The organism is Streptomyces sp. NPDC030862, from assembly GCF_055571835.1.
Genome location: NZ_JBVIEN010000010.1, coordinates 44,120 through 57,192, shown reverse-complemented (window position 1 = coordinate 57,192; position 13,073 = coordinate 44,120). Strand labels below are relative to the sequence as shown.

Here is a 13,073-nt window from a genome sequence, read left to right as displayed (position 1 = left end):
GAGCCTTAAGGTGCGGTGCGCCCTCGGAGCGGGGGCGCACGTTCCGTTTCCCTGGGGGCCCGCGTGTCCGTCCTTCGTTCGCCCGTCGGCCTGAGCCGCGCCGTGGTCGCGCTGCTCGGTGTCGTCATCGCCGTCGACTGTTACGCCCTCTACGCCGACCTCGCCGTGCGCCGGATGATGCGCGAGCAGGTGACCGCCGGGCAGCCGATGGCGACCGTGGAGGGCGTGGGGGCCGACGTCCTGACGAGTGCGGCCGGCGTGCTGCAGACGCTGTCCGTCCTCACCACCGCCGTGGTCTTCATCATCTGGTTCCACCGGGTGCGGGTGAACGCCGGCGTGTTCGCGCCGGACATGTTCGGCAACGGCCCCGGCTGGGCGATCGGTGCCTGGTTCATCCCCATCGCCAACGTCGTCATCCCCTGCAAGATCGCCCGGCAGACCTGGCGGGCGAGCCGTCGCGATCCCCGCGCCGCGTACGGGAAGGGCGAGCGGCCCACCCTCGTCATGGTGTGGTGGCTGCTGTGGCTGTTCTCGGGGTTCGTCGGCCTCCTCGCGAGCAGGGCGTACGAGGAGGCCGACCGGGCCCGGGAGTTCGTGACCGCGTGCGAGGCGCTGGCCGTCTCCGAGGTCACGGACGCCTTGGCGGCGGTCCTCGCCATCGCCGTCGTACGCCGCCTGACGGCGATGCAGGAGGCGAAGGCGCAGTACGGACCCGTGCTCGCGCCGGCCGCAGTGTGAGCGCGGTTGCGGAAACGATCTTTCGCGTGCACCGCGAGTGACGATTTCCGGACGGGCGGCGCAGTAAGGGGAGTACCGCGACCGCGACGGGAGACGACCCCCATGAGTACTCACCCGAGCACGAGCACGACCCAGAATCCGGGCCAGGCCCCGACCCTGGTGGAGCTGATCGCGCGGGCCGACGAGCGCGCGCTCGCCGGGTCCGCGCTGGCCTGCTTCGACCGTTGCCTGCCCCTCCTCGACCCGGCGCCCACCGCCGAGGTCCTCCGCTCGCTGTGGGCGGCGGTCGCGCGCGGTGAGGACGGCTGGGACCGGCGGCTCGCCGAGGCCCGGCAGGCCGTGGCGGAGGACGGCGCCCCGGCGGACGCGACCGGCGCGCTCGTACGGACGATGCTCGACGACGCGCCCCCGGCGTGGGCCCGGACACCGCTCCACGCGTGGGCCGACGCCTGCTCCCGCTCGGCGCTCGCCCTCCACCAGGGCCTGGAGCCCGCCTCCACCGGCGCGCCGGAGCGCTACCGGACGGGCGAGACCGACGGCGCCGGACCCCTGGTCAGCGGCGAACTGCGCCGCCAGACCCGGGTCCTGGAGCTCCTCGCCACCGGCGGCCCGGCCGGGCTGCGCCTGGCCCGGGACATCTCCGCCGAGGGGCAGCGGGTCCTGCGCGCGGTCGTCTCCCGCCGCGCGCGTACCGCGTAGAAATCACTTGAGCGGGGCAACTCTTTGGCCGCATGGTGAGTCTTCTGGGTGATCACAGGGTGATCGCACTGACGAGGAGATCATCATTTCAGCCATACGCAAGTCCCTGACCGCCACCGCCATCGCCACCGCCGTGCTGGCGGGCGTGACCGCCTGCGGGACGGTGGAGCAGCTCTCCGCCGGACAGAAGCTCGACAAGGCCTTCGAGAAGCTCGGCAAGGAGAAGTCGCTCTCCTTCGAACTCGACCTGGACGCCGACGCCGCCACCCTGAAGGCGCTGGACGAGTCCTCCGAGCGCGAGCCCGGAGAGGAGCCCCTGCCCGACGAGGCGGCGAACCTGTTCAGCGGCGCGAAGGTCTCCTTCACCGTGGAGTCGAAGAAGCCGCTGGCCGAGTCCGCCGACGAGAAGGACCTCGTCGGCATGGCCATGAAGGTGAGCAACCCGGACGGCGACCTCATCGAGTACCGGCTCGTCGGCGACTACGCCTACGTCCGCAGCGACACGAAGGCCCTCTCCAAGGCCTTCGGCGCGCCCATGCCGACCGCCGACGAGCTGCCCCCGGACGCTCCGGAGGCGCTCAAGCACGTGCTCGAAGGCAAGTGGGTGAAGATCAGCGCCAAGGAGATGAAGGAGGCGCAGTCCGAGCTGAACCCGGACACGGCCGGAAAGCCCTCCCCGGAGCCCTCCCTCGACGCCAAGACGGAGAAGAAGCTCCTGGAGGCCCTGCGCGGCGTCTTCGCCCGCGACGTGGACTTCAAGACCTCCGGCGACAAGGACGGCACCGAGCACATCACCGCCGTGGCGCCCTTCCGCACGCTGGTCACCGACCTGGTCAACCAGGTCCGCAAGTTCGAGAAGGACCTGCCGCCGGGCATGCAGGAGCTGCCGACGGAGAAGGAGCTCAAGGAGCTCCCGAACGAGCAGGCCTCGGCCGACTTCACGCTCAAGAACGGCGAGCTCACCGAGGTGTACGTCGACCTCGCCAAGCTCGCGGAGAACGCCAAGGTCAAGAAGTTCGGCCTGGTCCTCAAGATGAGCTCGGGCGAGAAGCCGACGGCTCCCGCCGGAGCCACCGAACTGAACCTCGACGAGATCATGAGCGGCTTCGCCGGCGCCATGATGCAGGACGAGGAGTTCTCGGAGGAGGAGTTCCCCGAGGAGGGCTTCACGGCCGAGGAGCCGCCCGAGGGCGGCACCGCGTAGGCCCGCTGATGCGGGGGACCCGTCGTACAGGTGGGACAGGCCCTGTACGGCGGGAGGTGCGACGCGCATGGCGCGGCGGCGGCGACTGGACCCCGTGGAGATCGTCGTCCGGGTCGGCGACACCGACCCGGACGTGGGCGGGAACGAAGAGGCGTACCAGGAGTGGGTGTACCGCGCCCGCGAAGCCGGCTGGGACGTGGTGGAGTCCACCGGCTTCCGCGAGCCGCGCGACGGCGGCACGGAGTGCGGCCTCGTCGACGTCGAGGGACTCGCGTACCACGTCCACTACGGCCTCCGGGTGCGCGTGGACCTCTCGGCTGGGGAGCCGCCGGTGCTGGGGTACGCCGCGTGGGCGGAGCCCGTACGGGGTGACGACTGACCCGTACAGTCCGTGACTGTACGAGCGCGAAGAGTGGACGGTGCGCGTCACGGTCTGTGAACATGGGTGACTCGCCACGGGGGTGGACACCGCGCGAACGACCCGGGGGTCACCGGATGACAGAGAGCACCACCGAACCCGAACCGTCCGAGAGTCTCAAGACCTTCGGCGCCGTACTCCAGGCCTTCCGTGAGAACAGGGGCCACACGCAGGAGTCGCTGGCGCCCATCCTGGGGTACTCGGCGCACTACCTGGCCTCTGTCGAGCAGGGCAGACGCTTCCCGACCCGGCAGTTCGTGGACAAGGCCGAGGAGGTCCTGGAAGCCTTCGGCGCGCTGCGCAAGGCGTACCGGCACCTCACCCGGAAGCCGGGCCTCGCGATCTGGTTCCGCAAGTGGGCGCTGCTGGAGGCGTCGGCGCTGAGCCTGGACACGTACGAACCGAGGGTCGTACCGGGGCTGTTGCAGACGGAGGCGTACGCGCAGGTGCTCTTCCGCGGGCAGTTGCCGCCGCTGAGCGACGAACAGATCGAGGCGCAGCTCGCGGCGCGGCAGGAGCGCCAGGCCCTGCTGCGGGACCGGCCGAACACGGCGTACAGCTTCATCATCGAGGAGCACCTCTTCCGCCATGAGGTGGGCGGGGCGGAGGTGACGCGGGGGCTGCTGGACCATGTGCTGGAGGTCACGGAGCTCCGGAACGTGGACCTGCAGGTGCTGCCGCTGGCGCGGGGGCATCACGCGGGGCTGGACGGGCCGATGCAGATGGCGGAGACGCCGGATCACCAGTGGCTGGCGTACTTGGAGGGGCAGGAGCACGGGCAGTTCATCGCCGATTCCAAAACGATCAGCGTGCTGCAGATGCGCTATGGGAAACTGCGGTCGCAGGCCCTCACCCCTGAGGATTCCAGGGGCCTGCTGACGCGACTTCGAGGAGCGCTATGAGCACCAACGAACTGGTCTGGTTCAAGAGCAGCTACAGCGGCGGATCGGGTGACAGCTGCGTCGAGGTCGCCCTCTCCTGGCACAAGTCCAGCTACAGCGGCGGCTCCGGCGACGACTGCGTCGAGGTCGCCGCCTGCCCCTCCACCATCCACGTCCGCGACTCCAAGGTCCCCTCCGGCCCCCAGCTCGCCCTGACGCCCGGCGCCTGGACCTCCTTCGTCTCGTACGCGACCACGCGCTGACCCCCGGGCCGCCGCCTGCCGACATCCACCGCCGTCCACCCGCCGGGTGGGCGGCGGTGCTGCGCGCTGCCCGTGTGACGCTTCCGCCCCCGCCGTCGCTTGGTCTCACATGCAGGGAGACTTCAGCACACTGCCCGGCGCCCAGGACGTCCGCGCCCACGTGGCGGGCTTCGTCGCGCGGCTGACCGAGCGCAACCGGCAGCTGCCGCTCGACTACAGCGTCGCCAGCCTGCGGCTCGTCGACTTCATGGTGGACGGGCTGCGGCGCGACCGGCCGGAGCGGGAGCGGGTCGAGGCGGTGCTGAGGGGGCTCGGGGCGTACACCGGCGAGGTCGTCGTGCGCCGGGCGGGGGCGCGGTGGGTCGACTTCGACGCGCACCAGCGCGCGTACTTCGGGCAGCCCCTCGGCATCCGCATGCCCGACGGGCGGGTCTGGAACCCGCTCGGCAAGGTGGTGAACCGGTTCGAGGCCGGGCCGGAGGAGTCCGTGCAGCGGTTCTACCTGATGCTGCACGGCCGTCGGGCGGGCCGGAAGGTGGCCGCTGTGACACTTCCGGGCGCGCGCACGCAGAGCTAGGAGGGGGAACGGTCGGCACGAAGAGGGAAGTGTGGGGGCGTACGACGCGTACGACGCGGAGCTCGGCGCTGCCGTCGAGCGCGCCCAGCGCGGCGACGAGGACGCCTTCGCCCGGGCGTACCGGCTGGTCCACCCGGGACTGCTCGGTTACGTGCGCGGGCTCGTCGGCGACGACGCCGAGGACGTGGCCGCCGAGGCGTGGCTGGAGATCGCCCGCGACCTCGGGCGGTTCCGTGGTGACGGAGCCGGTTTCCGGGGCTGGACCGCGACGATCGCCCGTCACCGGGCGCTCGACCACCTGCGCAAGCAGCGGCGCAGCCCTCGCACGACGCTGATCGAGCAGGACGTACTGGACATGCCGGGCGGCCAGGACACGGCCGCCTCGGCGCTGGAGACCCTGTCGACCGAGCAGGCGCTCGCGCTGATCCGCGGCTTGCCGCGCGACCAGGCCGAAGCGGTCCTGCTGCGGGTCGTCGTGGGGCTCGACGGGCCCGCCACCGCGCGGGTCCTGGGCAAACGGCCGGGGGCGGTGCGCACCGCCGCGTACCGAGGACTGCGGAGACTCGCCGGGCGACTGGCGCAGGGCGGAGCAAGGCAATGAGACGGGAACCGGACGAGCCGCCGGAGGCGGCGGCAGCGCTGTGGGCGGCCGCCATGAGAGGCGACGACGCCGTCGATCCGGTCCGCGAGGAGCAAGCGCTCGCGGCCTTCCGTGCCGCGCGTGCCGCGGATGGCCACGCACACGCCCACGGCGTCCGCGGGGCCCGGCGGCGTGACGACTGGCGGCCGGGCCGCACCGAGGTGCGGCGCCGCCGTTCGCTGCGGGCGGCGGCCATGGGCCTGGCGGCGACGGTGCTGCTGGGCGGGGTCGCGGTGGCCGCGCAGACGGGCGCGATCCGCACGCCGTTCGGCGACGGCGGCCGTGGCGGCTCGGTGCCCCGGCCCTCGTCGGTGCCGACGGCCCCGCGCGAGGTGCCCGCGCCGCCGCTCACGGAGCAGGAGCCCGGGCGGTCGGGCGCGTCGCCCACACCCTCGGTGGGTACGCCGGAGGCGACGCGCCCCGGCGAGGCCGGGGAGGACGAGGGCCGGCCGACGACGGGCGACGACGACGAGCGGAAGGCGGGGCAGCCGCAGACCGGATCCGGCTCCGGGTCTGGTGCTGCGGCCGGGTCCGGGGCCGGGGCCGATACCGGGCCTGAGGCGCAGCCGGCCAAGGGCGCGGCGAGCGGCGGCGGCGAGGGTACCGGCGACACCGGCGACACCGGCGACACCGGCGGCGACAGCGGCGGCGAGGGTCGGAGCGGCGGGAAGCCGGCGGGCGGCGGCAAGCGGCCCTGACGGAGGGCACGCGGGGTGCGGTGCGGCGGATGAGCGCCACGCCGCCGCCGCGGGTCCTCCCGCGGTCGTACGGCACACTCGAGCACCGCCAATAGGCCGTGCCCGCCGGGGTATTGGGGAGTGGCGGCGGTAAGCCGCTCATCCCTGAGGAGGTAGGTGCCGTGCACGCCTTCAAGCGCTGGCTCGACCGAAGCCTGATCGCGCAGGCGCTATTGATCTTTCTGGTGGTGCTGGGGGTCCGGGCCGCGGTCGACCGGGACGAGCATCCGGTCTGGTGGGTGGTTCACGGCGTGCTGTACACCGCGGTCGCGGTCGCGGTCATCGCCGCGCAGCGCCGCAAGACCGCCCGCGCGGTCGGCACCGACCCGGGCGGGCTCGCCGAGCTCAACCGCAAGGTCAGGCACCGTGAGGTGCCGACCGACCCCGGGGAGCGGGCGGCCATGCGCCGTCTGGTCGACCAGCAACTCGGGCGGATGGAGCGCGCGGGCAGGTGGCTGCCGTACTGGCTGGGCTTCATGGGGCTGGTCGCGGTGGGCCTGCTGGCTCTCGGCGCGGTCGGCGGTTCATGGGGTGCGCCCCTGCTCTTCGCCGCAGGCGTGATCGGATTCTGCTGCGGGATCCTCTGGGTGCGCCGCCGCTCCCTCGGTGACCATCGCCACATGCGCTCCGCCCTGCAGGACTAGGAAGGGCCTGAGAGCCGGAGAACCGGACAGACGGAGCGACGACCGGGGCCGCCACCCCCCACAGGAGAGGCCCCGGTCGCCGTCCACGGGTCCGCGGTACGGCCCCGTACTCCTATCAGCGCCACGCGTGCGGTTTCTGTCACACCCCGGTCTGTCAGTGTGATGTTGCAGGCTGTACAAGACATGGACGTAACGCCACAGGACCACGTAGCGTGCTGCTGCGCGCTGGGCGGAGCGGCGGTGGTGGCCGGCCGCGAAGACGAACGGGTTGTGGGAGTGCTGGGGGACGACGCGGAGCTGACCGCCGCGGTGCTCGCGGCGCAGGACGGGGACGAAGACGCCTTCCGGACTGTGTACCGCGCCGTGCACCCGCGGCTGCTCGGCTATATACGCACGCTGGTCGGAGACGCGGACGCGGAGGATGTGGCCTCCGAGTCCTGGCTCCAGATCGCGCGTGACCTCGACCGGTTCAGCGGCGACGCCGACCGCTTCCGCGGCTGGGCGGCGCGTATCGCCCGCAACCGCGCGCTCGACCACCTGCGGATGCGGGGGCGGCGCCCCGCCGTCGGCGGCGACGAAACGGAACTCACCGACAAACCGGCCGAGTCCGACACGGCGGATGAGGCCATGGAATCCCTGGCCACGGGCCACACCATGAACCTGATCTCCCAACTCCCGCAGGACCAGGCCGAGGCCGTCATCCTGCGTGTCGTCGTCGGGCTGGACGCCAAGACCGCGGCCAAGACCCTCGGCAAGCGCCCCGGCGCCGTCCGCACCGCCGCCCACCGCGGGCTCAAGCGACTGGCGGAGCTGATGGGCGCGGACGCGGCTGCGCCGCTGGGGGCCGTACCGCCCCAACCGGGGCCGCACCGCGGGTCGGTGGCGCGTACGGGTGTGACGCATTGGCGCTCGCGGACGCAGAAGGACATGTGATGGCCGACGAGCGGGATGAGTGGCTCGATCAGGATGCGGCGGAGCGGCTGCTGCGTGGCGAACCGGTCGACCCTGTCGACGATCACGCGCGTGAGCAGGCCCGACGGCTGACCGAGGCACTGGAAGCGATACGGGCCGAGACGGTGGCTCCGGCGCCCCCGGCGCCGATCCCGGGGGAGGAGGCGGCACTCGCCGCCTTCCGTGAGGCCCGGGTGGAGCGGATGGCGAAGTCCGCCGGCACGTCCGCCGCGCTCTCCTCCCCGTCCGCCAGGGCCGCCGGCGCCGACCTCGGGGCCGTACGCCTCAGGGCGCCGGCGCCGCGCAACCAGGTGCGGGGCCGCTGGACGCGGCCGCTGCGCTGGGGGCTGGCCGCGTCGGTGGCCGGGCTGGCCGTCGGCGGTGTGGCCGTCGCCGCGAGCACCGGCGTCCTGCCCGTCCTCGGCGACGACCGCAAGCCGCTGCCCGCCTCGTCGTCCGCCTCGGCGGCGACGCCCGGGCCGCTGACCCCCTCCGACGCGTCGGAGGACGGCGGTACGAGCGCGGGGCCGGGCTCGGCCTCACCCAGCGCACCCGGCGATCAGGGCGCAGTGCCGCCGTCCACGGGCGAGACGCCCCCGCCGTCCCTGCCGGGGTCTCCGGCACCGGAGGGGCCCGGCACGGGCCGCGACAACGTTTCCGCCGGCAGCGGCGACGCGTCCCGCTCCGGCGGCTCCGGGCCGGGCACCGGCGTCCCGGACGTCGGCGGTACGGCCGGTACCGGCGGCGAGAAGGGCAGCTGGCACGCGCGCACCGCGCAGGCGTGCCACGACTACCGCCAGGGCCGGCTCGACAACGACAAGCGCCGGTATCTGGAGCTCGCGGCCAAGGGCGACAGCGTCAAGAATTTCTGCGACAAGGTGCTGGGCACCGACACGCGCGGCCGCGAGGGCGGGACGGCGGGTGGCGGCGACGAGGACGCCGGCGACGGCGGGACCGGCGGCGGTCACGGCGGCGGCAAGGGCAGCGGCGGTCACGGCGGTGACAAGCCCGGCGGCGGCAAGGGCGGCGGTAAAGGTGCCGGCAAGGGTGGCGGTGCCGGCAAGGGGCGCGCGGCCGCACCCGGCACGCCCCTCCCGGCGGTCCCGCTCATCCCCGTGGCGGCGCCGACGTCCACGCTCTGACCTGCGCTTTAAAAAAATCTCGGCGAGGGTGTGACGTTTTCGAACCGCCCGGCGCAGTACTAAGTGAGCCGACTGGTCATCGGCAGCGCTAGAAGAGCCGGGGTTCCCCCCGTACCTACGGCTCAGCGCATATGGCGCGGGCGGGACACGTTCCCCCGGTCCCGCCCGCGCCCTCTCTCCCTCAGACCCTCCCGGGCCCGGTCCCGGTCCCGCTCACCAGTGGACGACGACCTTGTCGCCGACCTTCACCTGGTCGAAGAGCGCCGCGATCTTCCCCTTGTCCCGGACGTTGACGCAGCCGTGCGAGGCCCCGTTGTAGCCGCGCGCCGCGAAGTCCGAGGAGTAGTGCACCGCCTGGCCGCCGCTGAAGAACATCGCGTACGGCATCGGCGTGTGGTAGATCGTCGACTCCCACTCCTTCGCCTTCCAGCCCACGCTGAAGGTGCCCTCGCGGGTCGGCGTGTTCTCCGAGCCGAAGCGGACGTCCATCGCCGAGACGACCTTGCCGTCGATCATCCAGGCGAGCGTCCGGCTCTCCTTGCTGATGCACAGCACCCGGCCGGTCATACAGCGCGCGTCCGGCGTGTCCAGCTCGTTCGTGGTCGGCGGGCGCAGTTCATCGGCCGTCGGCTTGTGGGTCTGGGCGACCAGCTTGTTCCAGGTCGCCTCGTCGACCGAGCCGGTGGCGGGCAGACCGCGCTTGTCCTGGAACGACGAGACCGCCTTGACGGTCATCGAGCCGTAGAAGGAGGTGGGGCTCCGGTCGAAGTGCCCGGCCTGGCGCAGACGCGCCTGGAGCTCGCGGACCTGCTCGTTCTCCGCCCCCTTCGCCATGAGCACCTTGGGCTTCGGTGCCTGTGTCGCCGGTGAGGCGGACGGGGACGCCGGCGCGGACGCCGACGGCGAGGGCGTAGAGCTCGCGGACGGTGAGGACGGTGCGGACGGCGCTGTGGGCGACGGCGAGGACGACGGCGCGGCGGCCCCCACCGCCTGCGCCGTGCACCCCGCGGCGGCCAGCGTGACGGCGGCGACGGCGGCCAGAGACGGCAGCACTCTGCGTATGACGGACGTACGGTGCATAAAAAGCCCCCCGGGAAGAACAGACGTGGTACCTACTTGATGCTTCCCGGGCGTGCTTGGTTGTGCACCGCGGCGCATGCTGTGAGCAAGGTCCCAGCGTGCGGCTCTCCACCGGCCGCACGCCCGCCGCTACAGTCCGTCGCGAGGGTCGCTTTACCTGCGAGTAGGTCTATCGGAAGGCACAGCACATGGCGCGCGAGTCGGAGTCGGGACTGCCTATCGAGCCGGTGTACGGGCCGGATGCGCTGGAGGGCTGGGACCCGGCGGAGAAGCTGGGGGAGCCGGGTTCGTACCCCTTCACGCGCGGTGTGTATCCGTCGATGTACACGGGCCGGCCCTGGACGATGCGGCAGTACGCGGGTTTCGGTACGGCGGTCGAGTCCAACGCCCGGTACAAGCAGCTGATCGCCAACGGCACCATGGGGCTGTCGGTGGCGTTCGACCTGCCGACGCAGATGGGGCACGACTCGGACGCGCCGATCGCGCACGGCGAGGTCGGCAAGGTGGGCGTGGCGATCGACTCGATCGACGACATGCGGGTGCTGTTCGGCGGGATCCCGCTGGACAAGGTGTCCACGTCGATGACGATCAACGCCCCGGCCGCCCTGCTGCTGCTCCTCTACCAACTCGTCGGTGAGGAGCAGGGTGTTCCGGCGGACAAGCTGACGGGCACGATCCAGAACGACGTGCTCAAGGAGTACATCGCGCGGGGCACGTACATCTTCCCGCCGAAGCCGTCGCTGCGGCTGATCGCGGACATCTTCAAGTACTGCAAGGCCGAGATCCCGAAGTGGAACACGATCTCGATCTCCGGCTACCACATGGCGGAGGCGGGTGCCTCGCCCGCGCAGGAGATCGCCTTCACCCTCGCCGACGGCATCGAGTACGTCCGTACCGCCGTCGCCGCCGGGATGGACGTGGACGACTTCGCGCCGCGCCTGTCGTTCTTCTTCGTCGCGCGGACGACCATCCTCGAAGAGGTGGCGAAGTTCCGCGCCGCCCGCCGGATCTGGGCGCGGGTGATGCGCGAGGAGTTCGGCGCGAAGAACCCCAAGTCGATGATGCTGCGCTTCCACACGCAGACGGCCGGGGTGCAGCTGACCGCGCAGCAGCCGGAGGTGAACCTGGTCCGCGTGGCGGTGCAGGGCCTGGCGGCGGTCCTCGGCGGCACGCAGTCGCTGCACACCAACTCCTTCGACGAGGCGATCGCCCTGCCGACGGACAAGTCGGCCCGCCTCGCGCTGCGGACGCAGCAGGTCCTGGCGTACGAGACCGATGTGACCGCCACCGTCGACCCCTTCGCCGGGTCGTACGTCATCGAGAAGATGACCGACGAGGTCGAGGCGGCGACGCTGGAGCTGATGCGGAAGGTCGAGGACCTCGGCGGCGCGGTCAGCGCCATCGAGCACGGCTTCCAGAAGAACGAGATCGAGCGTTCGGCGTACCGCATCGCCCAGGAGACCGACTCCGGCGAGCGGGTCGTGGTCGGCGTGAACCGCTTCCAGCTCGACGAGGAGGAGCCGTACGAGCCTCTCCGCGTCGACCCGGCCATCGAGGCCCAGCAGGCGGAACGTCTCGCCAAGCTCCGCGCCGAGCGCGACCAGGCGGCCGTCGACGCGGCGCTCGCCGAGCTGAAGAAGGCGGCCGAGGGCACGGACAACGTCCTCTACCCGATGAAGGACGCGCTGAGGGCGCGGGCGACGGTGGGCGAGGTGTGCAACGCGCTGCGTGAGGTGTGGGGGACGTACGTCCCGTCCGACGCCTTCTGAGCCCGCCCGACGCGCCGCCGCGCGGAAAGGGAATACCAGGCGGCCCGCCCGGCCGCGTGAATGAAATTGTTTTCCTTCCGGATTCCCTTTCCGCGCTTCCGTTCCGAGGCGTGCACGAGTGAGACCGCCTTGGGTCACCGGTCTGTCCGAGACCCGCCACAGGGGCGATAAAAGCACCGCAGAAACACCCATATGCCCTAGGGGTGTCACCCAGCCGCCGCGCACCCGGATCAAGATCCATGGCGTTAGGGCGAATATGACGACAGCGCATGTGTCCGCCCCGTTCTCCGGGCGCGGAACCGTTCGACCCACTCGTGCGGGCAAGTGGACGTACACGCCTCACTTCACCCCCTCCACCGGTCGGGAAAGCGCCACCTTGCACGACGGGAGCCGATGTATCGACCTGCGGTATTCCTCGGCGGTACTGGAGGAATTCCTGCGGACGATGAGCGGAATCCAGGCGGAGTTCGACCGCCTGGCGCGGGGCCGTGACGAGTTCACGGCCCCCGCTCGGGAACGGACGGGCCAGGGCCGTCATGTATGAGCATTACGGCCGGGATGCACGTCGGCCCCTTGCGCCGCTCGGCACGCTCGACATGGCGGACCTGGCATGGGACCCGGCGGAGGAACTCGCCTGCCTCCTCCAGGAGTCCGCCGCACCGGACTTCCGGACCGCTCCGGGCCCCACCCCGGCTCCCGGCCCGGCTCCCGGCCCGGCTTCCACCCCGGTTTCCGGGCCCGCTCCCGTCCCCGGCGCCGCCGACCGGCCCATGGAGCGCCTGGAGCAGATCACCGCCGAGCTGCCACCGGTGCGGCCTCCCCAGGCGAGCCACCGCCGCGTCCCCGCGAAGCGGCGCACGGTCACCCTGGTGCGGACCGCCAGCATCCTCACCGCCGCGCTCGCGGCCGTCATCGTGGCGATGGTCAGCGTCTACAGCGGAATGGTCGCCTACGACCCGCTGCGTCACATCGCCGAACCCCACACGTCCCACGGGGCGGTGGGCTGGTGGCCGCTGCTGGTCTACGGGCCCTGGATGGTCGCCTCCCTGTGCATCCTGCGCACCGCCCTCCACCGGCGCCGCGCGGCCCACTCCTGGTGCGTGGTCCTGCTCTTCTCGACCATCGCCATACTGCTGTGCGTCGCCCAGGCCCCCAGAACCGTGCCGGACATCGCGACGGCCGCCCTGCCCTCGGTCGCCGCGCTCGCCTGCTTCCAGCAGCTGGTCCGCCAGATCACCCTGACGCGCCCACCCCGCCAACGGGCGCCCCGGCACCGCAGCGCCGCCACCGGGTGACAGGCCACGTAGGTGACGGAGATCCAGGAGCCGGT

General features: G+C 72.2%; 15 protein-coding genes. 14 read left to right on the top strand and 1 reads right to left on the bottom strand.

The window, feature by feature from the left end; translation table 11 throughout:
* Positions 1-63: 63 nt before the first annotated feature.
* The 12 genes from ACZ42X_RS25740 to ACZ42X_RS25685 all read left to right on the top strand — a co-directional run bounded on the left by ACZ42X_RS25740 (position 64) and on the right by ACZ42X_RS25685 (position 8,894).
* Positions 64-738 carry a DUF4328 domain-containing protein gene (locus tag ACZ42X_RS25740; RefSeq protein WP_468294585.1) on the top strand — a complete coding sequence of 225 codons (675 nt, stop codon included), beginning with the start codon at positions 64-66 and terminating at the stop codon, positions 736-738.
* A gap of 102 nt (positions 739-840) precedes the next feature.
* Complete coding sequence (locus ACZ42X_RS25735; protein WP_468294583.1) at positions 841-1,437, top strand: hypothetical protein; 597 nt, start codon at positions 841-843, stop codon at positions 1,435-1,437.
* A gap of 133 nt (positions 1,438-1,570) precedes the next feature.
* On the top strand, positions 1,571-2,641 hold the full coding sequence (locus ACZ42X_RS25730; RefSeq protein ID WP_468294580.1) for a hypothetical protein: 1,071 nt from the start codon (positions 1,571-1,573) through the stop codon (positions 2,639-2,641).
* Between the two features lie 67 nt (positions 2,642-2,708).
* The gene (locus ACZ42X_RS25725) at positions 2,709-3,020 is read left to right on the top strand and encodes a hypothetical protein (RefSeq protein ID WP_468294577.1); all 312 of its coding nucleotides are present in this window, start codon (positions 2,709-2,711) and stop codon (positions 3,018-3,020) included.
* A gap of 116 nt (positions 3,021-3,136) precedes the next feature.
* On the top strand, positions 3,137-3,961 hold the full coding sequence (locus ACZ42X_RS25720; protein ID WP_468294574.1) for a helix-turn-helix domain-containing protein: 825 nt from the start codon (positions 3,137-3,139) through the stop codon (positions 3,959-3,961).
* Positions 3,958-4,203: a DUF397 domain-containing protein gene (locus tag ACZ42X_RS25715; RefSeq protein WP_468294571.1), complete on the top strand. Its 246-nt coding sequence runs from the start codon at positions 3,958-3,960 to the stop codon at positions 4,201-4,203. The genes ACZ42X_RS25720 and ACZ42X_RS25715 overlap by 4 nt, the downstream gene beginning before the upstream one ends.
* A gap of 109 nt (positions 4,204-4,312) precedes the next feature.
* On the top strand, positions 4,313-4,780 hold the full coding sequence (locus ACZ42X_RS25710; RefSeq protein ID WP_468294568.1) for a hypothetical protein: 468 nt from the start codon (positions 4,313-4,315) through the stop codon (positions 4,778-4,780).
* 31 nt (positions 4,781-4,811) lie between these two features.
* Complete coding sequence (locus tag ACZ42X_RS25705; RefSeq protein ID WP_468294566.1) at positions 4,812-5,381, top strand: RNA polymerase sigma factor; 570 nt, start codon at positions 4,812-4,814, stop codon at positions 5,379-5,381.
* Positions 5,378-6,118 carry a hypothetical protein gene (locus ACZ42X_RS25700; RefSeq protein WP_468294563.1) on the top strand — a complete coding sequence of 247 codons (741 nt, stop codon included), beginning with the start codon at positions 5,378-5,380 and terminating at the stop codon, positions 6,116-6,118. Before ACZ42X_RS25705 ends, ACZ42X_RS25700 begins: the two co-directional genes overlap by 4 nt.
* 161 nt (positions 6,119-6,279) lie before the next feature.
* On the top strand, positions 6,280-6,801 hold the full coding sequence (locus tag ACZ42X_RS25695; RefSeq protein ID WP_468294560.1) for a hypothetical protein: 522 nt from the start codon (positions 6,280-6,282) through the stop codon (positions 6,799-6,801).
* A 276-nt stretch (positions 6,802-7,077) separates the two neighbouring features.
* On the top strand, positions 7,078-7,734 hold the full coding sequence (locus ACZ42X_RS25690; RefSeq protein ID WP_468295189.1) for an RNA polymerase sigma factor: 657 nt from the start codon (positions 7,078-7,080) through the stop codon (positions 7,732-7,734).
* Complete coding sequence (locus ACZ42X_RS25685) at positions 7,734-8,894, top strand: hypothetical protein (protein WP_468294557.1); 1,161 nt, start codon at positions 7,734-7,736, stop codon at positions 8,892-8,894. The genes ACZ42X_RS25690 and ACZ42X_RS25685 overlap by 1 nt, the downstream gene beginning before the upstream one ends.
* 213 nt (positions 8,895-9,107) lie before the next feature.
* On the opposite strand, the gene ACZ42X_RS25680 is transcribed toward ACZ42X_RS25685, so the two are convergent.
* Positions 9,108-9,974: a L,D-transpeptidase family protein gene (locus tag ACZ42X_RS25680; protein ID WP_468294554.1), complete on the bottom strand. Its 867-nt coding sequence runs from the start codon at positions 9,972-9,974 to the stop codon at positions 9,108-9,110.
* A gap of 188 nt (positions 9,975-10,162) precedes the next feature.
* Here ACZ42X_RS25680 and ACZ42X_RS25675 point away from each other — a divergent pair, with 188 nt between their 5' ends.
* Positions 10,163-11,743, top strand: a complete 1,581-nt coding sequence (locus ACZ42X_RS25675; RefSeq protein WP_468294551.1) for an acyl-CoA mutase large subunit family protein — start codon at positions 10,163-10,165, stop codon at positions 11,741-11,743.
* A gap of 596 nt (positions 11,744-12,339) precedes the next feature.
* Positions 12,340-13,038, top strand: coding sequence for a DUF2637 domain-containing protein (locus tag ACZ42X_RS25670; protein ID WP_468294548.1), 699 nt, complete (start codon positions 12,340-12,342; stop codon positions 13,036-13,038).
* The last annotated feature ends 35 nt before the right edge of the window (positions 13,039-13,073 follow it).